Origin of the sequence: Nocardia sp. NPDC059228 (assembly GCF_042754245.1) — a bacterium.
GTDB lineage: Bacteria > Actinomycetota > Actinomycetes > Mycobacteriales > Mycobacteriaceae > Nocardia.
Genome location: NZ_JBHZAL010000002.1, coordinates 173,989 through 200,121 on the forward strand (window position 1 = coordinate 173,989; position 26,133 = coordinate 200,121).

At 67.7% G+C, this 26,133-nt stretch carries 24 protein-coding genes and 1 tRNA gene; 24 read left to right on the plus strand and 1 reads right to left on the minus strand.

Going from position 1 to position 26,133, the window contains the following annotated elements; all coding sequences use genetic code 11:
- The first annotated feature begins 22 nt into the window (after positions 1-22).
- Genes ACFXKA_RS04650 through xerC form a run of 19 tightly spaced genes read left to right on the plus strand, consistent with a single transcriptional unit; the run spans position 23 to position 15,088 of the window.
- Positions 23-835 carry a hypothetical protein gene (locus ACFXKA_RS04650; RefSeq protein ID WP_379426077.1) on the plus strand — a complete coding sequence of 271 codons (813 nt, stop codon included), beginning with the start codon at positions 23-25 and terminating at the stop codon, positions 833-835.
- Positions 832-1,227, plus strand: a complete 396-nt coding sequence (locus ACFXKA_RS04655; protein ID WP_379426078.1) for a hypothetical protein — start codon at positions 832-834, stop codon at positions 1,225-1,227. The genes ACFXKA_RS04650 and ACFXKA_RS04655 overlap by 4 nt, the downstream gene beginning before the upstream one ends.
- Positions 1,224-1,631, plus strand: a complete 408-nt coding sequence (locus ACFXKA_RS04660; RefSeq protein ID WP_379426079.1) for a hypothetical protein — start codon at positions 1,224-1,226, stop codon at positions 1,629-1,631. The genes ACFXKA_RS04655 and ACFXKA_RS04660 overlap by 4 nt, the downstream gene beginning before the upstream one ends.
- Positions 1,628-2,494, plus strand: coding sequence for a hypothetical protein (locus tag ACFXKA_RS04665; RefSeq protein ID WP_379426081.1), 867 nt, complete (start codon positions 1,628-1,630; stop codon positions 2,492-2,494). Before ACFXKA_RS04660 ends, ACFXKA_RS04665 begins: the two co-directional genes overlap by 4 nt.
- Positions 2,491-3,582 carry a hypothetical protein gene (locus tag ACFXKA_RS04670; RefSeq protein WP_379426082.1) on the plus strand — a complete coding sequence of 364 codons (1,092 nt, stop codon included), beginning with the start codon at positions 2,491-2,493 and terminating at the stop codon, positions 3,580-3,582. The genes ACFXKA_RS04665 and ACFXKA_RS04670 overlap by 4 nt, the downstream gene beginning before the upstream one ends.
- Positions 3,583-3,590: 8 nt before the next feature.
- Positions 3,591-5,609 carry a hypothetical protein gene (locus ACFXKA_RS04675; protein WP_379426083.1) on the plus strand — a complete coding sequence of 673 codons (2,019 nt, stop codon included), beginning with the start codon at positions 3,591-3,593 and terminating at the stop codon, positions 5,607-5,609.
- A gap of 41 nt (positions 5,610-5,650) precedes the next feature.
- Positions 5,651-6,187 (plus strand): hypothetical protein, encoded by a 537-nt coding sequence (locus ACFXKA_RS04680; RefSeq protein WP_379426084.1) that lies wholly within the window; start codon positions 5,651-5,653, stop codon positions 6,185-6,187.
- 33 nt (positions 6,188-6,220) lie between these two features.
- Entirely contained in the window at positions 6,221-6,823 is a 603-nt protein-coding gene (locus ACFXKA_RS04685; RefSeq protein WP_379426086.1) for a hypothetical protein, read from the plus strand.
- A gap of 29 nt (positions 6,824-6,852) precedes the next feature.
- The gene (locus ACFXKA_RS04690; RefSeq protein ID WP_379426087.1) at positions 6,853-7,221 is read left to right on the plus strand and encodes a hypothetical protein; all 369 of its coding nucleotides are present in this window, start codon (positions 6,853-6,855) and stop codon (positions 7,219-7,221) included.
- Positions 7,222-7,257: 36 nt separating this feature from the next.
- A complete protein-coding gene (locus tag ACFXKA_RS04695) occupies positions 7,258-7,719 on the plus strand; it encodes a hypothetical protein (RefSeq protein ID WP_379426088.1) in 462 nt (153 codons plus the stop codon).
- Between the two features lie 35 nt (positions 7,720-7,754).
- Positions 7,755-9,335, plus strand: coding sequence for a hypothetical protein (locus ACFXKA_RS04700; RefSeq protein ID WP_379426089.1), 1,581 nt, complete (start codon positions 7,755-7,757; stop codon positions 9,333-9,335).
- A 2-nt stretch (positions 9,336-9,337) separates the two neighbouring features.
- A complete protein-coding gene (locus tag ACFXKA_RS04705) occupies positions 9,338-9,721 on the plus strand; it encodes a hypothetical protein (protein WP_379426090.1) in 384 nt (127 codons plus the stop codon).
- Between the two features lie 27 nt (positions 9,722-9,748).
- A complete protein-coding gene (locus ACFXKA_RS04710) occupies positions 9,749-10,093 on the plus strand; it encodes a hypothetical protein (protein ID WP_379426092.1) in 345 nt (114 codons plus the stop codon).
- Positions 10,094-10,099: 6 nt separating this feature from the next.
- A complete protein-coding gene (locus ACFXKA_RS04715; RefSeq protein ID WP_379426094.1) occupies positions 10,100-11,107 on the plus strand; it encodes a toprim domain-containing protein in 1,008 nt (335 codons plus the stop codon).
- A 50-nt stretch (positions 11,108-11,157) separates the two neighbouring features.
- Entirely contained in the window at positions 11,158-11,574 is a 417-nt protein-coding gene (locus ACFXKA_RS04720; protein WP_379426095.1) for a hypothetical protein, read from the plus strand.
- Positions 11,571-12,710, plus strand: coding sequence for a helix-turn-helix domain-containing protein (locus ACFXKA_RS04725; RefSeq protein ID WP_379426097.1), 1,140 nt, complete (start codon positions 11,571-11,573; stop codon positions 12,708-12,710). Before ACFXKA_RS04720 ends, ACFXKA_RS04725 begins: the two co-directional genes overlap by 4 nt.
- Positions 12,707-13,552, plus strand: coding sequence for a DUF5131 family protein (locus ACFXKA_RS04730; RefSeq protein WP_379426098.1), 846 nt, complete (start codon positions 12,707-12,709; stop codon positions 13,550-13,552). Before ACFXKA_RS04725 ends, ACFXKA_RS04730 begins: the two co-directional genes overlap by 4 nt.
- Positions 13,536-13,766 carry a hypothetical protein gene (locus ACFXKA_RS04735; RefSeq protein ID WP_379426100.1) on the plus strand — a complete coding sequence of 77 codons (231 nt, stop codon included), beginning with the start codon at positions 13,536-13,538 and terminating at the stop codon, positions 13,764-13,766. The genes ACFXKA_RS04730 and ACFXKA_RS04735 overlap by 17 nt, the downstream gene beginning before the upstream one ends.
- A gap of 35 nt (positions 13,767-13,801) precedes the next feature.
- A complete protein-coding gene (xerC, locus tag ACFXKA_RS04740; RefSeq protein WP_379426102.1) occupies positions 13,802-15,088 on the plus strand; it encodes a tyrosine recombinase XerC in 1,287 nt (428 codons plus the stop codon).
- Between the two features lie 102 nt (positions 15,089-15,190).
- Here the strand turns inward: xerC and ACFXKA_RS04745 are convergent.
- Positions 15,191-15,264, minus strand: a tRNA-Arg gene (locus ACFXKA_RS04745).
- A gap of 203 nt (positions 15,265-15,467) precedes the next feature.
- On the opposite strand from ACFXKA_RS04745, the gene ACFXKA_RS04750 reads away from it, so the two are divergent.
- The 5 genes from ACFXKA_RS04750 to ACFXKA_RS04770 all read left to right on the plus strand — a co-directional run bounded on the left by ACFXKA_RS04750 (position 15,468) and on the right by ACFXKA_RS04770 (position 26,090).
- Positions 15,468-17,507, plus strand: coding sequence for a cytochrome c oxidase assembly protein (locus ACFXKA_RS04750; RefSeq protein WP_379426103.1), 2,040 nt, complete (start codon positions 15,468-15,470; stop codon positions 17,505-17,507).
- Positions 17,508-17,518: 11 nt separating this feature from the next.
- Positions 17,519-18,463 carry a threonine/serine dehydratase gene (locus ACFXKA_RS04755; protein WP_354835310.1) on the plus strand — a complete coding sequence of 315 codons (945 nt, stop codon included), beginning with the start codon at positions 17,519-17,521 and terminating at the stop codon, positions 18,461-18,463.
- A 130-nt stretch (positions 18,464-18,593) separates the two neighbouring features.
- The gene (locus tag ACFXKA_RS04760; RefSeq protein WP_354834641.1) at positions 18,594-19,043 is read left to right on the plus strand and encodes a single-stranded DNA-binding protein; all 450 of its coding nucleotides are present in this window, start codon (positions 18,594-18,596) and stop codon (positions 19,041-19,043) included.
- A 10-nt stretch (positions 19,044-19,053) separates the two neighbouring features.
- Complete coding sequence (ettA, locus tag ACFXKA_RS04765; protein ID WP_379426104.1) at positions 19,054-20,730, plus strand: energy-dependent translational throttle protein EttA; 1,677 nt, start codon at positions 19,054-19,056, stop codon at positions 20,728-20,730.
- A gap of 455 nt (positions 20,731-21,185) precedes the next feature.
- Positions 21,186-26,090: an NAD-glutamate dehydrogenase gene (locus ACFXKA_RS04770; RefSeq protein WP_379426105.1), complete on the plus strand. Its 4,905-nt coding sequence runs from the start codon at positions 21,186-21,188 to the stop codon at positions 26,088-26,090.
- The last annotated feature ends 43 nt before the right edge of the window (positions 26,091-26,133 follow it).

Here is a 26,133-nt window from a genome sequence, read left to right on the forward strand (position 1 = left end):
AGCCCGACACCCGCAGTCCACGGTGAGCACCCAGATCGAGGCGGTCGATTCCGCGCAGGCGCGGGGCTGGCTCGAACGCAACCCGAACAACCGGCCGATCCGCCAGGCGCGCGTGCAGGAGTACTACGACGACATGATCTCGGGCCGTTGGCGTTTGAACGGTGAAGCGATCAAGTTCGGTCCCGACGGGGAACTCCTCGACGGTCAGCACCGGCTGCAGGCGATCGCCCGCACCACGGGGATGAGTTTCCCGATGCTGATCGTGCGGGGGCTCTCGCCCGACACCCAGGTCACCATGGATCAGGGCGCGAAACGCACCCCCGCCGATCAGCTCACCCTCACCGGGATCGCCGGCCACAACATCACGGTGGTCGCCGCCGCGCTGCGCGTCTACATGATCTGGATGGAGGGCAACCTTTTCGGCGAGTCCAGCCGGGGGAGCAGCCAATCCACCACGAAGGTCGTCGAATTCGCCAACGCGTACCCGGAATTGGTGTCGATCGCCGACCGGTTCACCGGGGTAGCCCGCCGGTTGAAGGCGCGGCCTGCGGTGGCGTGCGCGGTCGCGGTCCGGCTCACCGAGATCGACCCGGACGCCGCTGCGGAGTTCGTGCGGCTGTGGGACAGCGGTGCCGGTCTGGGAGCTGATTCCCCGATCTTGGCGCTGCGGGAGCGCCTGGACACGATCCGCACCACCCGGATCCGGGTCAGTGACCGCGACCAGATCGGGCTGATCGTCGCCGCCTGGAATCTGTGGCGCCGCGGGCGCGCGGTGACGAAATTGCAGCGTCCCAAAGGCGGATTCACCGCCGAGAACTTCCCGGAGCCGAAATGACCACGCCGCGAAGAGAATCGGCGGAACTGACGGCCCTGCGCGCCGAGCGGGACCGTCTCAGCACGGTGACCGATGTCCTTTCCGACATCTTCCGCGCCGCCAGCGACACCGCGCGGCAAAAGGGCGATCGAGACTGCACGGCCGAGGCCGCCAAACGCGATCACTGGCGAAGGTTCCACAAGCCTGCCCTGGCGGAGTACCTCGCCGCCGCCGACGCGTACGGCGAGGTGCGATGGGGCAGCAAGTTCGTCGCCAAATCCCGCGCCGAGCGCGAACCTATCCACGCAGGCGACCCCGAGATGCGCGAGCTGATCGTGAAGGCCCGGACTGATCTGGCGGCCCGCCGTGCCTCTGAGAAGTCGGCCAAGCGTGATCGGCGGCGGTCGCGATGAACGCCCGATTCCACGACCCCGAAGGCAAGCGTTACGGGATTCCCACCTACCCGTGGCGGATGGCGCCGGCGCATTTGCAGACCGAAAGTCAACTGGCACAGGACAAGCGGCGCCCGGGTGGCGAAGCCCAAGCGCAGGTGCTGGGCGGCATGAGCCGTCGCGGTCACAAGTTGCAGGCGTACCTGTACGACGAAGCCGAGGCGGTGCCCAAGCGCGAATGTTCTGACGCGCAACTGGAATCGCTGAAGATCGCCCGCTGGGTGCGGTCCGCGAACGCATGCGAGGACCGCGGGATCGAAGCCACCGATATGCGGGAGCTGATCGCCAAGGCCCGCGCCGATCTGGCGGCCCGCCGCCAAGCCCGCCGTCCGTCTGCCGAACGTGATCGGAGGCGATCACGGTGAGCTGCGCATGCGGAACCGACCGGGCCAAGGGCCGCGGGCTGTGCGCGACCCACTATGCCGAGTACCGGCGGCGTCAGATCGCGTACGGGCGTTGGAATCCTCGGGTGCCGGCGGACGCGGTGCGCGCACACGTCGAGGCGATGGCCGCGTCCGGGGTGAACCAGAACCAGCTGGCCAAGCTGACCGGCGTCGGCCAGCCCTCCCTGTCCCGAATCATGGCCACCGGCCCGGACAAGAAGATCGCCGCTTGGGTGGAGGCCGCAGTACTCGCGGTGCCAGTACCCGATCGGGCCGCCGAGGTGACCACCGACACCGCGCTGGTGCCGATCCTGGGTGCCCGCCGACGCTTTCAAGCCTTGGTGGCATCGGGCTATCCGGCGACGCAGCTGGCTCGGGAGCTAGGCGTGACCCGCACCAATCGCACGATTCATTCGCTGATGGGCCACCGCGCCGACAGCGACGGTCGTGTCGCCCAGGAGATTTCGGCGGAGCGTGAGCGCGCGGTCAAAGCCTTGTTCGACCGGTTGCAGATGACGCCGGGCCCGTCGGCGCAGTCGCGGGCGTTGGGGGAGCGGCGCGGCTGGCCGCTACCGATGGAGTGGGACGAACACGCCCTCGACGACCCGAACGCCCGCCCGGTCCGGGCCCGCTGGACACCCGGATCGGCGTGGGAAGAACGGCGCGAACAGGTCACCGCGCTGACCGCCCGCGGGCTGACCGAGGACGAGATCGCCGACCGACTCGGAATCAACCCCCGCCAGGTCGCCCGCGACCGCGCCCGCCACACCCACAACGCAGAACGCACCGATGCCACGGCCTGCCGCACCACCACCTCCACACCAGAGAGGAGGCGCCGCCGATGAGCCAGGTCAATGCCGACCGTTACGCCGCGCTGGACCGCCGCCACCGCGTCGCGATCATCGACGGGCTCCGCGCCGCCGGGCTCACCTACCACAAGATCAACAAACTGCTCGGGGTTTCGTTGCGGCAGATCGAAACCGTGCTCGGTGAGGCGGAAGCCTTGCGGGCGCAGGGTTTCCGCACCAAGGAGATCGCCGCCGAAATCGGGATACCGGTCGGGTCGCTGGGGCGGGTGTTGCCGGCGCGGCGGCGCGGCACCTTGACCGCCCGCCAGGACGAGGTACTCGCTGGCGTCACGCATATGCGCGGCATGCAGGTCGACGTGCTCGCCGAGTACCTCAACGTGCTGGAGTCCACCGCGTATGCACTGGTCCGGGAGCTGATCACCAAAGGCATGCTCTGCGAGCTGACGAAGGTTCAGCGCGGCCGGGCGTGGGTGTACGCACCGCCGCAGGTCGAGCAGCGGTATCTGGGGTGGAAGCCTGGCGAGTGGAGCCCGCCGCTGATGTACGCCGAGCACTACCGGGCTGTCGCACAGGCGCGGATCATGCTCGTCGGCAGCGACCGCCGCGCATTCATCTCCGAACGCACCCTGCGACACGACGCCAACCGCTCCGCGCGGGTCACGGCCGAGAAACGCCGCACCGCAATGATGTTGGAGTTCTCCACCGGGCGCGAGCCGATCCCGGGACGCCCCCACATCCACGACGGCCGGTTTCTGGGCGTGGTACGCGGCACCTACGGCTGGTGGGCCCTGGAGGTCGAGCTGTCGGTCAAGGACCGCGTGTCGATGGACACCGCATTGCGGGGTGCGATCCGCGCCGCCCAGGACGCGCACCCGTACTCGATGGTCGGCCTGCTCTACCTGTGCCGCAGCGAGGCCGTGCTGAAAAACGTGGAGGCCGCCGCCAACCGGCTGGAATCCGAAGCCGAATTCGCGGACTCGCCGCTGGCACTGCACATCCAGGACTTCGACAAGCAATGGAAGTCCTTCCTCGACGCCCGCAACGCGCTGCGCGAAGCCAAGCGCAAAGAAAAGCGTAAGCGCGAGGCAAAACGCCAGTCCAGCAACACCTTTCAAACCTCCTAGGAAACGTCATGACCAACGACTGTGTACCCCTGATCACCCCCACCGACTGCGGCCCGACCACCACCGCCACACCGCTGGCTGCCGACTCGACGCCCACGGCGAACCTTTTTGCTCCGATGACCCCGGAGGCTCCGCCGGGCACCCCGCCCGTCGTGCACGCGGTCACTGACCCGGTCACCCACTGGTCGGGCCCGAACCTGGCGCATGCCGGACAGGCCGCCGAGACCGCGCTGGTGTGCGGGGCGGCGCTGGCGGCGATGCTGGTGCTGATCGTGGCTGTGGCCGCGGTCCGGCCGCTGGAGCCGCACCGGCTACGCAATTTCGCCGCCGCCGCATGGGCATTGCCACTGACCTCGGCGCTGGCGGGAGGGTCGTGGTCGACCCCTTTGAGCCTGCTGTGGGACGGCGCGCACCACCTCGCCGCCGGGCAGCTGGGCGGACTGTCGATGATGCTGATCCTCGGGCTGCCCGCGACGATGGTCGCCGCGTCGCTGTGGTGGGCGCATTTCCTGGTCAAGACCGAGACCGTCGGGTTGAAGTCGCTGCGGCGCACCAAACGCGTCCAGGACTCCCTCACCACCCGCCGGCATCAGGCGGCGGCGCGGGCGGCGAAACTCGGTGCGCCCCTGCACCGTGGCCACGACATCGTGCTGGGCACCCTCGTCGAGACCGTCAGCTACAAATCTCCCGGAGTGTGGCGGTCGCTGACCAAGCGGCACGAACCGTGGCTGGCGGTCCCCTATGTCGATGCCAAGAAGCAGCAGGCCCTGTTCGGCACCACCGGCAGCGGTAAAACCACTCTCTACGAGCAGTATTCCGAAGCGCTGTTCGACTACGAGTGGCGGGCCTGGCAGAAATGGGCCGGCGTGCCGGGCATGGCGGGCAAGCACTCGCGTCCGCTGCTGGCGATGATCTCCTGCAAGGGCGGGGTCGACGACCACGACCTCGGGCTCAGCATCCGCAAGACCATGATCGCCCGGGGCGTAGACCCGAAACGCATCGCGTTGGTGGGGGTACCCGGGATGGACACCCTCGACGCGTGGGACAAGACCCCGGCACGGGATCTGCGCGCCATGGTCGCGGCACTGCTGGCCGCGACCAGTGAGGCCACCACTGCCGAAGGCCAGCACTTCGAATCGATGCAAACCCGCATCGCCGCCTTGGTGGTGGACAACCCGACCGGCAAGCCCCGCAACCACATCGAGTTCCTGGATCTGCTGGTCGAGGACAACCTCAAGAAGGCATGGAACTACGCGCCGGATGTGGTGCGCCAGATCGATGCCATGCAGGCCGAGAAGGTCCCGCAACTCGATGACGCATTGATCAAGTGCACCAACCTGTTCGAAGACCTCAAAGACGCCAACGGGCGCGTGGTCTTCGACGACGGCGTCGACCTCGACGACCTCGACGTGCTGTTCATGACCGTGCCCGCCCTGGACAAGGACGCCGCCCGCGCCCAGGTCGCAATGACTCTGCGACTGTTGATGCAGCGTGCCGGGCGCACTGCGAAAGCGTTGCGGCGCAGCGTGATTCTGTTTATCGACGAGCTGTCTGCGCTGACTACCAAGCACGGTTCCATCGGGATCGAGGACATCGCCGAGCGGGGCCGCTCCCAAAAGATCGCCATGGTGTTCTGCGGCCAATCCCCGGAATCGGTGGCCTCCGACGAATGGTCGCTGAATCGGCTGTTGAAGACCTGCGCCGGCGGAGTCCTGCTGGGCTACATGGAAAACGCGGGTGAGCTGTGCAAACACGCCGGATCCGTCCCGGTCATGCTGCCGTCGCGGCACCTGATCAAAGGCCAGCGCCACGGCGACGAAGGCCAAGTCTCGGTCGGCGAGAAGTGGCTGGTCGACCCTGCTCGGGTCAGCCGGTTCGACACCGGTGAGTTCGTGTTCTTCAAACAGGGCCGCGCCGACTACGGCCGCGTCGTGCTGCGCGACAAATCCGAACATACCCGCCTGCCCGGCACCTCACCTGCCCCTGCCCCGCGCACCGGCGACGACCCCACCCCCGCCACCGCATAACCGCAGCTTATACCCGCGAATCAGATTGGAGCACAACAACTATGCGCATCTTCCGCGACCACGAAGACGACCACGACGGCGACGACCACGACGGCGAGCAGCCCAGCAGTGGCATCAACCGCGACGAGATCGCCGCCCACGCCGACCTGCTGGCCGACGAGATCGCCGACTACCTTGCCGACCCCACCGCCTACGACACCGACCCCGCCGACGAGACCGTCCAGCGCCCGCCGGCCAAACCGATCCTGCGGCTGGTCCCGCCCCTGCCCACACAGGAGCAGCCCGCGACCGCCGCGCCCGTGGAATCGGGCGCCCCGGCACCGGTCCCGTCGGCGAAACCCCATACCCGTGGCCAGATCTGGCGCGCGAGCGCGGCCGGTTCCTTCGTTGTAGTCGGTCTGGCCACCACCGCGGCGTGGGGACAGCCCGCCGACGTCGGCGGCCCCGTCGTCGTCTACGGGCTGGGCTGGATCGCCTACCTGGCCTGGAACGCTGCACGCCGCCCCTCCCCGTCGCTGGCGCTGGCCACCTTCACCGAACGCCGCGCCGCCCGCGCCCAGCAGCGCGGCATCCACTGACCCCGCAATTCACCACAAAGGAGAGGAAATACCTTGCATATCAACACCTCCGGAGCGATCGGCCTTGGCATCGCCGTCGGCGTCGTCGCCGGGATCGCGACCGTCGCCACGATCATCGCCATCGACGATTTCGATCTCGACACCCGCGTCTCGGAAGCCATCACCCGGTCGCGGATGACGGAAGCCGAGCGCACCGAACTCGCCGCGACCCGACGCCTGATCGACCACCAGGCCCAGCAACAGCGCGAACAGCGCGAACGCAACGAGAGCTACAAGCGCTCCAAGTTCCGCCCTGACCTGCTCTCGGGCACCCGCAGCGAGTTGGTCGACCTGTCTCTGTCCGGGCTGATCTGCGAAATCCTGCACGCCCGCCGCCAAGTCCGCCACGCCTGGACCGCCGACCCGGTCACCGGGGGCCTTGACTACGCCTCGCTCAACACCTGGACCGACCAGCTGCAAGCCATGCGCTCCGAATTCGACCGCCGCCGCGACAACCCCAGCGCCGGGCAGGCCCTCAACCTGCTGGAGCGCATGCGCTGGCAGGCCGCCTACAGCGAGGTGCACGCCTTCGACGAGCTCACCACCCAGGTGCCCAGCCCCGCCGCCGACACCACCACCGTCGTCGCGCAGTCCTGACGAAAACCCCTATCACCGAACGGAACCCGATGTTCAAGAACCGCAACGAACCGATCCTGCCCATCCCCAGCGACCTCTACAACGAGATCGGCCAGCTCGCCGACCGAGTGCAGGCGCTGCGGGCGGACGTCGCCAGAATCCGCGGCCAGTACGCGGAATTGGCGGAGTCCCCGAAGTCGCTGCGCGTCGACGAGCTCGGCGCCCCGACCGACCCGCGCGAGGCGGTCATCCTCACTCACACCGCGTTGCGGGCGGTGGACCGCGACCTGGAAACCGTCGAGAAGGGCATCACCTACGCCCACGGGCCCGCGTCCCGCATCAGTCTCACCGACGCCGCCGCCGAGCGCCGCGAACAGCAACTCGGCCAGCAGCGTCCCCCGATCGAACGCACGCGATAGCCGAAAACCCTTGTGAAGGAAAGGAATACCAACCCCATGACCGACAAACTCGACCCTGCCGAAGATCTGATCCACACGCTGGCGACCGTCGCCGCCGCGACCGCGGACATGACCGTGTGCTGGCGGCGCGCGGCGCAGCGGGAGCTGATCGAGCCCGAGCACAACCGCGATCACAGCGACGGCGTGCTGTCGGGGCTCTGGCTGGCGCTGCTGACCCTCGTGGTCCTCGGACCCGGAACCGACATCGACAAGGGCCGCCACCTGCTGAGGGTCGAACAGCGGCTTCCCGAGCATCTTCGAGCGCTCACCCACGACAGCGACGACCTCACCGGCCCGGTCGAGGACCTGCCCGACGACCTCGCCATCGATGCCTACTGCGACGCCGTCCACTACCTGCGCAAGACCACCACCGCCACCCGCAAGCAGTGGGACCTGTGCAAGCAACTGCTCGACCAGGCCATCGCCGCGGTCACACCGTTCGAACCCTCCCTGAACTGACCAAACCCGCTACCACCGAAAGGAATTCACACCTCATGTCCGAAATGGATGACATCACCCGCGAAGCCGGACGCTTCACCGCCCAGATCGCGCAACTGCTGGCCCGGCTCTCCCACACCAAGGGCTGGCGGGAGAAGCGCCAGATCAAGAAGGGCATCAACCTGCTGGTGCGCGAACAGACCCGCACCGCCGAACAGCTGCGCACGCTCGAGTTGGGGGCCACTGCCGGCGCGATCGACAACTATCGCCAGCACTGTGCGGCGGTCAATGCCCGCGCGATCGATCCGGTCACCAGCGCCGAACAGCGGGTGCGTGACCGGGAATCGCTGACGCGCCACCACGGCGACCTGGAGGCGCGGGTCCTGGAATCGGAGATGCTGACGCCCATCGAGCAGGGTATGGCCCTCGATGGGATGGCTGCGGCCACCCGGTTCCCGGACTTCAAGCTCGGCAACCTGTTCAAGCACGCCCGCAAGGTGCGCGGCCTGGACGCGCTCCGCTACCGCGCCCAGGTCGCCCGCGCCCACGCTGCCACCGGTATCGCCCGCACCCCCGCCTACTCCCGGCCCGCGATCACACAGTCCCACAACGGGAACGGTCAGGCCCATCCGGACCGTCAACTGGGCAGCGGGTATTCGATGGCGCAGGCCGATGCCGCCCAGATGATCCGGCGCAGCCAGGCCGTCGACCGCCCCTGGGCGCCGCACCCGCAGCAACGGGACGCTGCCGCACAGCAGGCCGCCCGGGCTGCTGCGCAGGCCGGGCTGTCGGCTGAGCAGATCACCTGGGAGTTCAACAACGCCACCGCGAACTCCCGCGCCGAGGTCGCCATCGTTGCCCGCTACCCCAGCCTCAACGGTGACCTCGAAAAGGTGGACAACCACGTCGGGTTGCACCCGAACGAGCGGGAGGCCGCTGCGTGGGCCGCGATGCGGCAGGGGCAGATCGCCCAGTTCGGCACCCCGAAGGCGGTGCGGTTGTCCGGGACCGAAAGCGGTCACAGTGAGCCGTTCTTCACCACCGAGGGCAGCCACGCGTTCGTCACCGACGAGGTCAACGCCTGGCGCGCCGAGACCACCCGCGCCGTCCACGACCAGCCCCCGGAGACCACCGGGCAGGACAGATCACGAGAAAAGTCTTCCAGCAGTGGAGGTTCGGAGGATCTGGAGCGTCGGGTGTTGATGTTGCAGCGTGGCCTGGACGCGGTCACCGCCGACCGCGACACCCACAAGCAGCAGCTGGAATCGGTACGCGCGGAACTGGACACGTTGAAGAACACCCAGTTGCGCGCCAACCGCGAGTTGCGGGAGGCCCGCGAACAGCTCGAGACCGTCGGCGCCGAGCGTGACCGATTCCGCGGTGAACGCGACGAAGCGGTCGAGCGGCTCAAGCAGCAGACCCCCGAACGCGACCGGTACGGCAGCCCAGAACGGCAAGCCGAGCAGGCCAAGGCCGTCGCGCACGGGCGAGCCCTGGCGGAGGACACGCAGATCCAGGACGCGACGGATCAGATGCGACGCAGCCAGGGCGGCGACTTCGACCAGACATACCGCCACGGACGAGGCAATGGATTCGGTCCGGAGAAGCCGCGTCCGCCGATCCAGCGGGAGCGGTGATCATGCACAGCGAGCACGAAGAAGCGATGCGCGCGGACTTCCATGACCGCCAGGCGCAGATGTTGAGGATGGCGCAGCCCGAGGTCAGCGACGACCAGCGCTACGAGATCGCCGACCGGATCGTCGATTACGACCGTCGGTGGCAGTCCGGACCGTACGCCGAGGACTGGGAGTTCCTGCGTGCCGCGCACGCCGACTGGCACGACCACCCCGAAATGATGGCCCGCTTCGCCCGCGACCTGGATGTCAGCCGCAACGTCTGGGAGGACTACGGGCTCAGCGACGTCAGCCGACGCAGCGTGACCCAGGCCCGCCACATCGCCGATGAGGAACGCGCCGCCATCGCGGCCCTCGCCCATCGGCAGCCGATCCGACGGGAGCGCTGAGCCATCGAAGCCGAGCACGAGGAAGCCATGCGCAGCGACTTCCGGGAACAGGCATCGCTGCAGGCACGCACCTATCAGGCCGGAGTGACCGAGAACGAGGTCGGGGAGAGCTTCAGCAAAGTCCGTGAGATCCACGGCCGGTGGAGCTCAGGCCCGTACGCCGAGCAGTGGCGCTACCTCGCGGATGCGTACACCGACTTCCGCGATCGACCCGACGCCATGGACCGGTTCCTCGACAACGTCGAGCACAACCTCGCCCAGGGTTGGGGCGGCGGGCTGGATGAGGTGCAGCGGCGCAGCCTGTATCAGGCCAAGGAGCTGACCGAACCGCAGCGGGTGCGCCCGCGGGGCCGGAACCAGCGGGAGCGCTGATCGGTCATGGATCACGATCCGGCTCACGGGCGTTCATGGCAGCTGATCACCGCTGCCCTGACCGCCACCATGGGTCCGGGCCGGGACCGGGCACGCTGGACATTGTTCCTGTGCCCGGTCCACGAGGCCGACGGGCAACACCACACCCCCTCTCTCGGGGTCCGCTACGACCCCGCCCAGGGCAAAACCATCGTCCGCTGCTTCGCCCACTGCGACGACAAAGACGTCCTCGACAAGATCGGGCTCCGCGTCCGAGACATGTGGGACCGACTACCCGAACGCAACCCCCACCAGCCGCATCAGCCCGGGCAACGCCGCCCGCCATCGCGCGCCCAGCAAGCGCATCAGCAGCGAGTGTCGTTGGTGGACAAGGCCATCGACTACTCGCGGCTGCCGATCCCGTCCAAACCCGATCTCGGCGAAGCGATCGGCCCGACGGAAAATGTGTGCGGCTACCTGTACCGCCGCGCCGACGGCGGCGAGGAAGGCGTGGTCGTGCGGCACAAAACCCCGCACGAACACGGCGAGAAGAAATCCTTCACACAAGCGCACTGGACCGGAACCAGCTGGGAAACCACAGGTTTCGCGCCGATCCCGTACCGGCTGCCCGAACTGCTCGACGGCGTGCAGGCCGGTCGAGAGATCTACGTGGTCGAGGGCGAGAAGGACGTCGGGCGCGCCATGGACGCCGGGCAGGTCGCCACCTGCAATGCCATGGGCGCCGGCAGCTGGACTCCCGAGCACGCGAAATGGTTGCACGGGGCGGGGCGGGTGATCGTGGTCGCCGACCGCGACCGCCCCGGCTACCACCACGCCGCCAAGGTCGCCGAAACCCTCCACGGCCACGTCGGAGAAGTCCGCGTGCTCCAAGCCGCCGCGGGCAAGGACCTGTCCGACCACCTCGACGCCGGCCACGGCTTCGCCGACTTGGAGATGGTGCCCTACCTCGACCGCCACTACCGGCAACCCCGGTCGGGCCCGCAACAGCAGCGGCAGGTCACCCGCAGCCGCTGACCTCGCAATCCCCACTTATCCCTGATTGATCACAAAAGGAGAGAACCGTCATGACCAGCACCAATTTCGGACAGCGCTTCACTGCCGCCGCCGCGAAGATCCCGTCGGCGTTCGGGAAGAACAGCGCGCCGGGCACCACCGTGTACGGGCGGATCAGCAGGATCGGTGAGCAGCCGAAGCTGAAGTACGGCGGCGCCCCGGGCGAGGTCGACGTCGACGATCACGGCAACGTCATCCAGCAGTTGTTCATCACCATCGAGACCCCCAACGGGCCGCGCAATCTGTATCCGACCAGCCGCATGGAGCAGGCCATCGGGCAGGCGATGAACGCCTCTGGCGCAACCAGTTTCGACATCGGCGCCACCCTGTCGATCACCTACACCGGCCCGGATCCGGAGAACGACAAGGCCCGCCTCTACACCGCCGTCTACACCTCCGCGGTCGGCGCGAACGGCGGTGGCAGGTGACCGGCAACGACGCCGGGTCGATCGTGGGGCGCACCAATGCCGCTGCGCCCCACGGCACACCCCGCGTCGACCCTGTCGCATCCTCAGCAACCAGCCAGCACGGACGCGACACCACACCATCCGCGCCCCGCCCAGGGCCGGGCGAGGCGCTCACGACGTTGAGTGAGGAGGCGATCATGACCACCGCCTGCGACAGCCGCGACACCGTGTCGCAGCAGCCGCGCGACAGCCGCCGCACACGCGACACCGATGCGACAGACCGCGGCGGCAAGATCGTCGCCTGGGCCGGATTCATATTCGGATCGGTGCTATCGATCGTGATGAACTGGCTGCACACTTGGTTGCCCGCGGCATCGAAACCACACGGCTGGTCGCCGGGAGTGTGGCCGCAAATCGGTTCCGCCGTATGGCCTGTCACGCTGTTGCTGGCCGTCGAAGCGCTCTCGCGCGTACGGTGGAAGGTTGGCCTGGCATGGTCGCTGGCCCGCTACGGCGGTGTCGGCACCGTCGCCGCCGGCTCGGCGCTCATCTCCTACGGCCACGTCCACGACGTCCTGCAAAGCTGGGACTACGGCACCGTCGGCTCCGCCGTCGGCCCCCTGGTGCTGGACGGATTGATGGTCGCCTGCGGCTTCGCCCTGCTCTCCGAATCCAGTTCCCCCGCCACCGGCAGCGATACCGCACCCACTCCTCCCGTTGTGGTCGGGAGTCCCACACACCCAACGCCCGGCAGAGTTTCGGCCGCAGAGGTAAGCGAACCGGCCGCGGACGCACCCGTCAACGCGGTAAGCCCCCATGACGGCCCCGACGCGTTTGCTGGGGATGTCCTCGGACCGGAATTGCCTGCGCGACACCAGGATGCGACGCCGCGACAGCCAGACGCGACGGGCGCGACACCAGGCGACAGTCCTGCGACAGCCCGCGACAGCGACGATCCGATCACGCGCGACGAGCGGATCCTTGCGTTGCATGCCGCGGGTCGTTCCACGCGCGAGATCGCAGACGAAATCGGTGTCCATCACTCCACTGTCGCGCGAGTCGTCGCACGCTACGGCGGCAGCGACACCACCCGCGACGCCCTGTCGGGATTGCGACTCATCCAGACTCCGGCAAACGGTGAGGAAACCGCGTCATGACCGGTATCGAATGGACCGAGACAACCTGGAACCCGGTCACCGGCTGCGACCGCGTCAGCAGCGGCTGCGACAACTGCTACGCGCTGTCGATGGCCAAGCGGCTCAAGGCAATGGGCGCGCCGAAATATCAGATCGACGGTGACCCCCGTACCTCCGGGCCCGGATTCGCGGTCACGATTCATCCTGCAGCACTGGACATCCCGCACCGCTGGCGCTCACCGAAGCTGGTGTTCGTCAACTCCATGTCCGACCTGTTCCACGCCCACGTGCCCGAAGCGTTCATCCGCGACGTGTTCGAGGTGATCGCCTCGACACCCCAGCACACCTACCAGATACTCACGAAACGCTCCCTGCGAGCACGCCGGTTGGCCGACCGACTGCCCTGGCCACCCAACCTATGGATGGGTGTCTCGGTCGAGAACCAGGACACACTCATCCGGGCCGGGCATCTGCTCGACATACCCGCCGCCGTCCGGTTCCTGTCCTGCGAACCGCTCCTCGGGCCCGTCGACCTCACTGCGGTACTGCGCGGCCGGCGCGACGGAATCGGGTGGGTGATCGTCGGCGGTGAGTCCGGCCCTGGTGCTCGCCCGGTCTCTCCGGAGTGGGTGCGAGCACTACGAGATCACTGCGTCACCGCCGGCGTGCCGTTCTTCTTCAAACAATGGGGCGGACGCACCCCCAAGCAGAACGGCCGGAGCCTCGACGGCGTCATCTGGGACCAGCTCCCGTCCATCTGCCCGAAATCCACCATGCGGAGGCCCAGACCCCAGCGCACGCAGATGCGCGCCATGTCGACCACGAGATTCGAGAAGGGAAGAAGCCGTGACGGCGACCAATGAGAGTGAGCGCACGCCTATGCGCCGCTGGGTACCCACCAACGATGCGGCCGCTCACATCCACCGGCATCCGGAGGTGCTGCGGCGCTGGAATCGGCACCGTGACGAACATCCGTGGTTGCCGATGCCGCGGCGAGTGGGGAAGAACCTGCTCTGGGATCTCGACGAGCTGGACGCTGCCATCGATGGGCAAGTCGACCGACGCGAAGGGCTGTAGAGGTGCCCGGGGGACGCCCACCGCGACCGATCGGAGTGCCCGGCAAAGTGACGTTGACCGAGCTGGCACCCGGACACTTCGAGGCCCGCGTCAAGGTCCGCGACGCTGCCGGCCGACGGCGCGAACTCTCCCGGGTGTCCCCGGAAAGGCTGGATGCACGAGGACGGAAAGTGCCGGACCGCAACGGTTCTCGCGCAGCCGACGCGGTCCTGGCCGCCGCCCGTGACGTCAAAGTCGACCACGACAGCGAGATCACTGGCAGTATGCGGGTTCGCAAGTTGTGGACGCAGTACCGGGAGCGCCTCGTGGCCCTGCAACGAGCACCCAGAACACTCGAACGCTATGACGACGTCGCCGTCATGTTCAACAAGGCATTCGGGGATCTGACCGTAGCGGAGGTCACCACCGGCGCCGTCGAGAAATTCCTGACCGATGTCGGCACCGAGCAAGGCCCCGGATCCATGGCCAGCGCCCGCTCGGTGCTTTCGGGCATGTTCCGCTACGCCGTCCGCCGCGGCGCGCGGGAGGTCAATCCGGTGCGCGAGGTGGAATTGCCCCAGAACCTGGAAGCCAAGGGGCGCACCGGCGGAGCCCGCGACATCACCGTCGACGAACTGCGGTTCATCCTCACCGCCGTCCGGATCTCGACGCTTCCGTGCCCGCGAAAACTCACCAAGCAGGAACGCGAGCGACCCAAACCGCTCAAGGCCTACACCCCGCCCACCGTCGCCGACTACTGCGCCAGCACCGATCTGGCCGATTGGGTGACACTGTTGGCAGCCACCGGACTCCGCCGCAGCCAAGTACTCGCCCTGTTGTGGTCCGACATCGATCTCGATGACAAGACGTTGCGGACGAGTGGGAAGGTCGTACGCGTCGCGGGGCAAGGACTCGCCCGGATGGTGCAGGAGGCCGACCCAAAGAACCGCAAGGGCCGAATTGCGCTGCCGGAGTTCGCGGTCGTCATGCTCACCCAGCGCCAGCAGCTACTCGAGGAACGTAAGCGGACACGCCGACCAGCGGAGCCCCCCGAATACGACCTGGTGTTCCCCTCCACACGGTGGACGATGCGGGACCCGGACAACGTCCAGGACCAATGGCAGCGGGTGCGCGCGGCGCTCGGCATTCCCGACGACATCACCGCGCACAGCTTCCGCGGCGCAGTCGCGACGATCCTCGACGACGCCGGACTGTCCGCCCGCGTCGCCGCCGACGTCCTCGGACACGCCGACCCGTCGATGACTCAGCGCCGCTACATGGCCCGCGGGCGAGTGCATCCGGCCGCGGCCGCCGCGCTGCACAGCGCGGTCAGCGACGAATGAGTTAGTGGGGAGTTTGTGGGGGGATGGGTCCCGGTTTGCGGGTTCCCCGGTGCGGGTACTGGTGTAACTGCCAGCGTTGTCGCTGGTCAGTCACCCCTTGTGCGCCCCCGGCAGGAATCGAACCTGCGACCTAGGGATTAGAAGGCCCTTGCTCTATCCAACTGAGCTACGGAGGCAGTGCGGGCATCGGCGGTGATGCGGGCTCCAAACACCTTGACCGAAATCGATCTCGGTGTCCAGCGCGTTAAGTATAGCGAGCGTCCAGATCAGCAAAGCTGGGTCGCGTAGCAACTGTTCGGCGCGTCGGGGCGGTTGTGCAGACCGGAGGACCGGAAACCCCAGGGGAGTCTGGACGGGCGCTCCGAACTACGCTGGGCCCATGTCGTCAGTGCAGGACCCGCCCGCAGGATCGGATGTTTCGCCGAATCGGTCGGGTTCGGGGGTGACGTTCGCGGCGATCACGGCACTGGGTGGCGCGGCGACCGCGCTGGTGGCGGCGCTGGTCGTGGCGTTGTCGGCGGCGCAGGCGCTGACCCTGCTGGGTATTCCGGATCCGGGACCGCTGACCACCTACGGGCTGCCGGCAGTGCGGGCGGTCGCGGATTTCTCGGCTGCGCTGACCGTCGGGTCGCTGCTGTTCGCCGCGTTCTTCGTGCCGCCGCAGACCAGTGGGCTGCTCGACGTGGGCGGGTATCGGGCGCTGCGGCGCGCCGGGAACGCGGCGCTGGCATGGGCGGTCGCGGCGGCGTTGCTGGTGCCGTTGACCCTGTCGGACACCACCGGGCAACCGCTGCAGGATTCATTGCGCCCGGAGGAGGTGTGGCGCGCCGCGGACAGGGTCGATGTGGCCGGGTCGTGGCGATTCACCGTGTTCATGGTGGTGGTGCTGGCCATCGGCTGCCGGGTGGCGCTGCGCTGGGGCTGGACGCCGGTGCTGCTGTGGCTGTCGGTGCTGTCGCTGTTGCCGGTCGCGCTGACCGGGCACTCCTCGTCGGGCGGCGCGCACGATCTGGCCACCAACAGCCTGATCCTGCACCTGGTTTCGGCCTGCTTCTGGGTGGGCGGCCTGTTCGCGGTGCTGGCCTACGCACTGCGGGACGGCAAATACACCGCGCTCGCCGTGCGCCGGTTCTCGAAAGTGGCGACCGTCTCATTCGTGGTCATCGCGATCAGCGGTGTGATCAACGCCTATGTCCGGGTGCCGCTGTCGGATCTGTTCAGCACCACCTACGGCAAGCTGGTGCTGGCCAAGGCCGCCGCGCTGATCCTGCTCGGCGTCGTGGGGTTCCTGCAGCGGCAGCGCGCCATCCCGGATCTGGAGAAGGATCCGCAGGATCGCGGCGCGCTCATTCGTTTCGCGGGCGTCGAGGCGCTGATCTTCGCGGCCACCGTCGGCCTGGCCGTGGGCCTGGGCCGCACCCCGCCGCCGGACCTGCGCACGGTGCCCACGCCGACCGAGGTGGAGATCGGCTACAACCTGGCCGGCCCGCCGAATATCGAGCGGCTGCTGTTCGACTGGCGTTTCGACCTCGTCTTCGGGACCCTCGCGCTCGTATTGGCCGTGGTCTACGTGCTGGGCGTGCTGCGGCTGCGCAAGCGTGGCGACTCCTGGCCGGTCGGCCGGACCATTGCCTGGCTCGTGGGTTGCGCCACCCTGCTGATCGCCACCAGTTCCGGTGTCGGCCGCTACGCACCGGCCATGTTCAGCGTGCACATGGCCCAGCACATGATGCTGTCCATGCTGGCCCCGATCCTGTTCGCGCTGGGCGGCCCGGTGCTGCTGGCGCTACGGGCGATTCAACCGGCCGGTCGGGACGCACCGCCCGGACCGCGCGAGTGGATCCTGGCGGCCGTGCACAATCCGGTGTCGCGCTTCATGACGCAGCCCGTGGTGGCCTCGGTGTTCTTCGTGGCCGGTTTCTACGCGCTGTACCTGGGCGGCATCTTCGACAAGTTCGTCGGCACGCACGGCGCGCACCTGGTGATGAACGTGCACTTCCTTCTCAGCGGATACCTCTTCTACTGGGTGGTGATCGGCATCGATCCGAAGCCGCGCCCGGTGGAGCCGCTCACCAAGCTGGGCATGGTGTTCGGTTCGCTGCCGTTCCACGCCTTCTTCGGCATCGCGCTGATGAGCATGGATACCGTGATGGGCGGCTGGTTCTATCGTGGTCTGGGCCTGTCCTGGAACCATGATCTGCTCGCCGATCAGCACACCGGCGGTAGCCTCGCCTGGGCCAGCGGTGAAGTACCGCTGGTGGTGGTGATGCTGGCGCTGCTCATCCAGTGGTCACGCAGCGACAAACGCCTGGCGAACCGGCTCGATCGCAAGGCCGAACGCGACGACGACGCGGACCTGACGGCGTACAACGCCATGTTCGCCGAGCTAGCCCGGCGTGACGGAGAGGTGCGCAAGTGAACGACGTCGCCATGGCGACCCGGAAAGTCAAGCGGCTCTACCGATCCGATGTGCGGCAGGCCCGCCGCCTGCTGCGCGGTCACACCCGCAAGACCCCCGTCTTCCATACCGACATCCTGGGCCCGCGCGGCCCGGTCCCGGTGACCCTCAAGCTGGAACACCTCCAGCACGGCGGCACCTTCAAGGTGCGCGGCTGTCTCAACGCGCTGTTGCAGGCGCGCGGTGACCAGACCCACGTGGTGCTGGCCTCGGCCGGCAATGCCGGGATCGCGGCGGCGCTGGCCAGCGCGTTGCGCGGAATGTCGTGCACCGTGGTGGTTCCCGAGTCGGCCTCGCACACCAAGGTGGCGGCCATGTGGTCGCATGGCGCCGAAGTACTGTGGCACGGAACGACTTACGCCGAGGCGCACCGGTACGCCCGCCAGCTCGCGGCCGAGCGAGGGGCCATGCAGTTGCACGCCTACGATCTGCCCGAGATCGTGGCGGGGGCGGGTGTGGTCGGGCTCGAGATCGAGGAGCAGGTGCGGGGCAGGCCGCCCGTGCTGGTCGCGGTGGGTGGCGGCGGTCTGGTGGCCGGTGTCGCGGCGGCGCTGGGGCTGCGCGGCCGGGTGATCGGGGTGGAGCCGCAGGGCGCGCCGACCTTGCACTCGGCGCTGGCGGCCGGGCACCCGGTGGATGTCGAGGTCTCCAGCGTGGCCTCGGATTCCCTGGGCGCGAACCGGATCGGCGACATCGCCATGGAGGTAGCGCAGCGCTACGCGGTGCGGTCCATCCTGGTCAGCGACGATGCCATCGTGATGGCGCGCGAGTATCTGTGGCGCGAGTTCCGCATCGTGGTGGAGCCGGCCGGTGCGACGGCGGTGGCGGCGATCCAGAGCGGTGCGTACGTGCCGGCGCCCGGGGAGCGGCCGGTAATCGTGTTGTGCGGGGCCAATACCGACCTGGCGACGCTGTAGCGCGCTGCGAACCTATCCACACCCCGCGAGTTGTCCACACTCGCCGATTCGGGCCTGTCGCTGCCCGCGCCCGCGCGGGAACCTTGAGGTCGACGGCAGGCACAGGCTCGAATCGACAAGGGGGAGTGCAATGTACGAGGCGAACACCGCGGTGATCGGCCGGATCGTCACCCATCCGGTGCGGCGCGCGCTGCAGAACGGTGAACAGCTGTTGAGTTTCCGGTTGGCCAGCACTGCCCGCCGCTACGATCAGGGCGCGGGGGACTGGGTGGACGGTGGCACTCTGTACCTCACCGTAAACTGTTGGCGACGGGGGATCATCGAAGGAGTCGAGGCGTCACTGCAGCGAGGTGATCCGATCATCGCGTACGGGCAGCTGCGCTCGAACGAGTACACCACCCGAGATGGCGCGGAGCGCACCGACCTCGAGATGCGGGCCCTGGCGTTGGGCCCCGACCTGGGTCGTTGCACCGCCCCGGTGGTGCGCAAAACCTTCGGTCGAACCGACCGGACCGAACCCGTGGAGCGGCTGTCCGTGGATGCGGACACTGCCGGAGAACCCGCTACTACACACAGTTAGGCTTGCCGATATGGCTGAGTTCATTTACCAGATGGTGAAGGTGCGAAAGGCGCATGGCGACAAGGTCGTGCTCGACAATGTGACCTTGAACTTCCTTCCCGGCGCCAAGATCGGTGTCGTCGGCCCGAACGGCGCGGGTAAGTCCAGTGTGCTGAAGATCATGGCGGGACTGGACCAGCCGAACAACGGTGATGCCTGGCTCGCGCCGGGCGCGACGGTCGGCATCCTGCAGCAGGAGCCGCCGCTGAACGAAGAGAAGACCGTGCGCGGCAACGTCGAGGAGGGCCTCGGCGAGATCAAGGTGAAGCTGGACCGCTTCAACGAGATCGCCGAGCTCATGGCGACCGACTACTCCGATGAGCTGATGGAGGAGATGGGCAAGCTCCAGGAGGAGCTCGACCACGCGGACGCGTGGGATGTCGACTCCCAGCTCGAGCAGGCCATGGACGCGCTGCGCTGCCCGCCGCCGGACGAGCCGGTCACCAACCTCTCCGGTGGTGAGCGCCGTCGCGTCGCGCTGTGCAAGCTGCTGCTGAGCAAGCCCGACCTGCTGCTGCTCGACGAGCCCACCAACCACCTCGACGCCGAGTCGGTGCTGTGGCTGGAGCAATTCCTCGCCACCTACCCGGGCGCGGTGCTGGCCGTCACCCACGACCGGTACTTCCTCGACAATGTGGCGCAGTGGATCCTCGAGCTGGACCGCGGCCGCACCTTCCCCTACGAGGGCAACTACTCCACCTACCTGGAGAAGAAGGCCGAGCGCCTCGAGGTGCAAGGCAGGAAGGACCAGAAGCTGCAGAAGCGCCTGAAGGAGGAGCTGGCCTGGGTCCGTTCCGGCGCCAAGGCGCGGCAGGCCAAGAACAAGGCGCGTCTGGGCCGCTACGAGGAGATGGCCGCCGAGGCCGAGAAGATGCGCAAGTTGGACTTCGAGGAGATCCAGATCCCGGCCGGTCCGCGCCTGGGCAATGTGGTCGTCGAGGTCGACCACCTGGACAAGGGTTTCGGCGACCGGCAGCTGATCAAGGATCTGTCCTTCACCCTCCCGCGCAACGGCATTGTCGGCGTCATCGGCCCGAACGGTGTCGGTAAGTCGACGCTGTTCAAGACCATCGTCGGTCTGGAGCAGCCGGACAGCGGCGAGGTGCGGGTCGGCGAGACGGTCAAGCTGAGCTACGTCGACCAGGGCCGCTCCGGCATCGACCCGAACAAGACGGTGTGGCAGGTGGTCTCCGACGGGCTGGACTTCATCCAGGTCGGCAATCAGGAAATGCCTTCCCGCGCTTACGTTTCGGCGTTCGGCTTCAAGGGCCCGGATCAGCAGAAGCCGGCCGGTGTGCTCTCCGGTGGTGAGCGCAACCGCCTGAACCTGGCGCTGACCCTCAAGCAGGGCGGCAACCTGATCCTGCTCGACGAGCCCACCAACGACCTCGATGTCGAGACCCTGAGCTCGCTCGAGAACGCGCTGGAGAACTTCGCCGGCTGCTCGGTGGTCATCTCCCACGACCGCTGGTTCCTCGACCGCACCTGTACCCACATCCTGGCGTGGGAGGGCACCGAGGACAACCCGGCCTCCTGGTTCTGGTTCGAGGGCAACTTCGAGGCCTACGAGGCCAACAAGATCGAGCGCCTGGGTCCGGAAGCGGCGCGCCCGCACCGCGTCACTCACCGCAAGCTGACCCGCGGATAACGGGCCACCCCAACCGAATTCATCGCCGCCCTCACCCGCCGAACCGGGTGAGGCAGGGGGATCGCGTCCGTCATCGGTCCGCTACCGAGCGCTGGATTCCGTACGGTCCATCGAAGAATGGTCGATTGATCACCGTTTCGTCGGGCCGAAGACGTTTGCTGGACGGTTCGCGGCCCGCTGTATGGCGGGCCGTGACCGGCCAGATGAACGGTTATCGAATAGCGAACTCAATGGTTTCGCATTCGCACTTGTGCGTGAAAACTGTTTTGGTGCAAGGTTTGTCGTATGCGACCTGGCGATATCGGACGAAGTCGGCGACGACCGAACCGTCCGGTTCATCCGTATGATGAGACGCGGCGCGGCATTGAGAGGAATTCAGCCCGGCAGTTCTTGCGCCCAGCTACTCTCGCATCGGCGTCACTTTGTTACGGAACCGAATCCGAGGAGTTGGCGAAATGACGGTCTCGTCCGAGTTGTCCAGCGCGGCCTGGGCTGCGAGTTTGCCCGCGTCTCTGCGGGGCAATCTCGTACCCCTCGAGGAGGCGTACTTCCGCCACGTCGACGCCGGCGATGCTGACTGCGCGATCCCCGCGACATCCACCCACATCTTCCGCTGCCATCTGGACCTCGGCATCCAGCGCACCCCCGGCACCGCGAATGTCCGTGTGTACCATGCGGATGACGAGGCCGGGCTCGGTGTCGCCATCCAGCTCGTGACCGATGACATGCCGCTGCTGGTCGAATCCGTGACCTCCTCGCTGAGCCGGATCGGCGTCAGCGTCAGTGAGGTCGTGCACCCCATTTTCGAGGTGACCCGAGACGCCGCGGGCCGCCTGAAGACGGCGGTGCCGCACGAGGTCGACGCCAATGGCACCACGGGCCTGCCCGAGTCCTGGATGCACGTGCAGCTGCACCCCGCCACCAGCCGCGCCCAGCTCGAGCAGATCGAGACCGCGCTGCCCGACGTGCTCACCGACGTGCGCCGGGTCATCGAGGACACCGAGGCCATGCGCGAGGCGCAGGAGCGGGTCGCTGCCGAGCTCGACACCGCGGCCACCGCGGGCAGATCCGCCTTTCCCGCAACGGATCTCATCGACTGCGCCAATCTGTTGCGCTGGCTGGCCGACGGCCACTTCACCGTGTTGGGCTACGCCCGGTACGAGCGCAGCACCGTGGACGGTCAGGCCAAGTCCATCATCGTGCCGGAGACCAGCCTCGGCGTGCTGCGCCCCAATGTCGGCACCGACTTCCGGGTCCCCGACAACAGCGGCGATCAGCCGCTGCTCATGCTGACCCAGGGCCTCGTCCCGGCCACCGTGCACCGCGCGGTCTACCCGTACTTCGTCGGCGTGGCCGAGATCGACGACTCCGGTGCCGTCACGGGCGAGCACCTGTTCATCGGCGTCTTCACCGTCACCGCCCTGCACGCGAACGTGCTCGACATCCCCGTCATCGACCGCCGGGTGCGTTCCATCATCGAGTCCAGCGGCTTCGACCTGGACTCCTTCTCCGGCCAGGAGATGCTCGAGGTCATCCAGGCCTTCCCGCGTACCGAGCTGTTCTCCTCCGAAGGCGAGGCACTGCGCCGCACCGCCAGCGCGGTGCTGAATGTAGGCATGCGCCGCCAGGTTCGGCTGTTCATGCGCATGGACGGCTACGGCCGCTTCGTGGCCTGCATGGTGTATCTGCCGCGCGACCGCTACACCACCCGCGTCCGACTGGAGATGCAGGACATCCTGATGCGCGAGCTGGGCGGCGCATCCATCGACTATTCGGCCCGGGTGTCCGAAAGTGATCTTGCCAGTGTGTATTTCACGGTGCGGCTGCCCGATCAGGGTACCGTGGCCAACACCGGCGAGCCCAACCGGTTGCGTATCCAGCACCTGCTCGCCGAGGCCAGCCGTACCTGGGACGACCACCTGCGCGACGAGGTGGCCAACTCCACCGTGCTCGACCCGGCGGTGGCGCAGCGCTACGCCGAGTCGCTGCCGGAGAGCTACAAGGAGGACTTCGAGCCCACCCGTGCCGTGGCCGACATCCTGCGGCTGCAGCGACTGCCCGACGGGGGCATCGACCAGCACCTGTACCGCTGGTCCGACTCCGACCCGGGCTCTTGGCGCTTCACGCTCTACATCGGTGGTGGCGGTGGCATCTCACTGAGCCAGGTGCTCCCGCTGCTGCAGAGCCTCGGCGTGGAGGTGATCGACGAACGTCCGCACCACGTCGAGCGCGATCAGGGTCCGGAACAGTGGATCTACGACTTCGGCCTGCTGGCCCGTCCCGAGCTGCTGCGCAGCGCCCTGGACCGGAACATGGACGCCGAGCTGGTGGAGTCCGCGAGCCGGCTCGACGTGCTCGACGCCCAGGTGCGCGGTTTACGCGAACGCTTCACCGAGGCGTTCGCGGCGCTCTGGTACGGCCGTGCCGAGGCCGACGGCCTCAATGAGCTGGTGCTGCGCGCCGGCCTGCACTGGCGCGGCGTCGCGATCCTGCGCGCCTACTCGAAGTACCTGCAGCAGGCCGGATTCCAGTACAGCCAGGCCGCCATCACCCGCGTGCTGCTGGCCTATCCGGAGGTGGCGAGCATGTTCGTCGAGCTGTTCACCGCGCTCTTCGATCCGGACTCGGCCAACCCCGACCATGCCACCGAGTTGGAGGCCGCGGTCCGCTACCGCATCGATGAGGTGGTGAGCATGGACGCAGACCGCATCCTGCGCGCCATCCTCGGCCTGATCAAGGCCACCCTGCGCACCAACTACTACGTCACCGACGCCGACGGCATGGTGCGGGACTACCTGTCGTTCAAGGTGGAACCGAAGGAGATCACCGAATTGCCCAAGCCCAGGCCGCAATTCGAGATCTTCGTCTACTCCCCGCGAGTGGAGGGCGTGCACCTGCGCTTCGGCCCGGTGGCGCGCGGCGGCCTGCGCTGGTCGGACCGCCTGGAGGACTTCCGTACCGAGGTCCTGGGCTTGGTCAAGGCGCAGGCGGTGAAGAACGCGGTGATCGTGCCGGTCGGCGCCAAGGGCGGTTTCGTGGTCAAGCAGCCGCCGGCCGCGACCGCCGATCCGGTCGCCGATCGGCAGGCGCTGCAGGCCGAGGGCATCGCCTGCTACCGCACCTTCATTTCCGGCCTGCTCGACGTCACCGACAATGTCGATCGCGCCACCGGCGCGGTGCTGCCGCCCGAGCGGGTGCTGCGCCGCGACGCCGACGACACCTACCTGGTGGTCGCCGCCGACAAGGGCACCGCCTCCTTCTCTGATATCGCCAATGATGTTGCCCTGCAGTACGGTTTCTGGCTCGGCGACGCCTTCGCCTCCGGCGGTTCGGTGGGCTACGACCACAAGGCCATGGGCATCACCGCCAAGGGCGCGTGGGAGAGCGTGAAGCGGCACTTCGCCGAGATGGATATCGACACCCAGTCGCAGGACTTCACGGTGGTCGGCATCGGTGACATGTCCGGTGACGTGTTCGGCAACGGCATGCTGCTCTCGCGCCACATCAGGCTGGTCGCGGCCTTCGACCACCGCCACATCTTCCTGGACCCGAACCCCGATGCCGCAACGTCTTTCGTCGAACGCGAGCGCATGTTCGCGCTGCCGCGCTCGTCGTGGGCCGACTACGACCGGTCCCTGATCAGCGAGGGCGGCGGGGTCTACGACCGCACGGTGAAGGCCATCCCGGTCACCGACCAGGTCCGCGAGGTGCTCGGCCTGGCCGCCGACGTCGTCTCGCTGTCCCCGCCGGAGATGATCCGCGCCATCCTGCAGTCCCCCGTGCAGCTGCTGTGGAACGGCGGCATCGGCACCTACATCAAGGCCAGCACCGAGACCAATGCCGAGGTGGGCGACAAGTCCAATGACGCGGTCCGGGTGAACGCGAACGCCCTGCGGGTCAAGGTGATCGGCGAGGGCGGCAACCTGGGCGTCACCGCCCTGGGCCGCATCGAGTTCTGCCGCCATGACGGCAAGATGAACACCGACGCGCTGGACAATTCCGCCGGTGTGGACTGCTCCGACCACGAGGTCAATATCAAGGTCCTGCTGGACGGCGTGGTCTCCTCCGGCGAGCTGCCCGAGGCCGAGCGCAATCCGCTGCTGGCCTCCATGACCGACGAGGTCTCCGCACTCGTGCTGCAGGACAACGTCTCCCAGAACATCCTTATGGGTATGTCCCGGGCCGAGGCACCGCACATGCTCAACGTGCACCAGCGCGTCATCGAGGATCTCGAGGAACGCCGTGGCCTGGACCGCGAGCTCGAGGCGCTGCCGAGCGACGCGCAGATGAAGTATCGCGCCGAGGAGGGCGCCGGCCTCACCTCGCCGGAGCTGTCGAATCTCATGGCGCACGTGAAGCTTTCGTTCAAGGCCGACCTGCTGGCCAGCGACCTGCCCGATATGGCGTACTTCTCCGCACGGTTGCCGCTGTACTTCCCGACCCCGCTGCGCACTCGCTTCGGTGTGGCCATCAAGCGGCATCGCCTGCGCCGGGAGATCACCGCCACGATGCTGGTGAACGAGGTGGTCGACCTGGGCGGCATCACCTATGCCTTCCGCCTGGGCGAGGAGATCGGGGCCTCGGCCTCCGACGCGGTCCGCGCCTTCACCGCGGCGACCCAGATCTTCGATCTGCACTCGGTGTGGGGTCGTATTCGCGCCGCGGAGATCTCCACCGGGATGAAAGACGTGCTGGAGCTGGAGACCAAGCGCACCCTGGACCGGGCCTCGCGCTGGTTGCTCAACAACCGCCCGCAGCCGGTCGCGGTGGGCGCCGAGATCCATCGCTACGCGCAGGGTGTGCGCACGCTCTCGCCCAAGGTGCCGGGCTGGCTGCGCGGTCACCACATCGACAGTCTCAATGCGCAGTCCCAGGCGATCGTCGAGCAGGGCGCGCCCTCGGAGCTGGCCACCGAGGTGTTCGGCCTGCTGAACCAGTTCCCGCTGCTGGATGTGCTCGATATCGCCGACATCACCGATCGCAGTGGTGAGGAAGTGGGCGCGCTGTACTACGCGCTCAACGATCACCTCAAGATCGACTGGCTGTTGCAGGCGGTCAGCCACCTGGAACGCGGTGATCGCTGGCACGCGCTGGCCCGGCTCGCGCTGCGCGACGACATGTACGGCTCGCTGCGCTCGCTCACCCTCGACGTGCTCTCCGGCGGTGACCCGGAGGAGACGGCCGAGGAGAAGATTGCATACTGGGAATCCAAGAACCAGTCCCGACTGGGCCGAGCGCGCTCTGCCCTGTCGGAACTGTTCGAGTCCGGAACCCACGATCTGGCCACGCTGTCGGTTGCGGCGCGGCAGGTGCGCAGCATGGTGAGTGGGGTGGGTGCGCAATCGGAGGTACCGCGTTGACGAGTGTCGGTTCGCTGAACGGCCAGGCGAAGACGGCAGCACC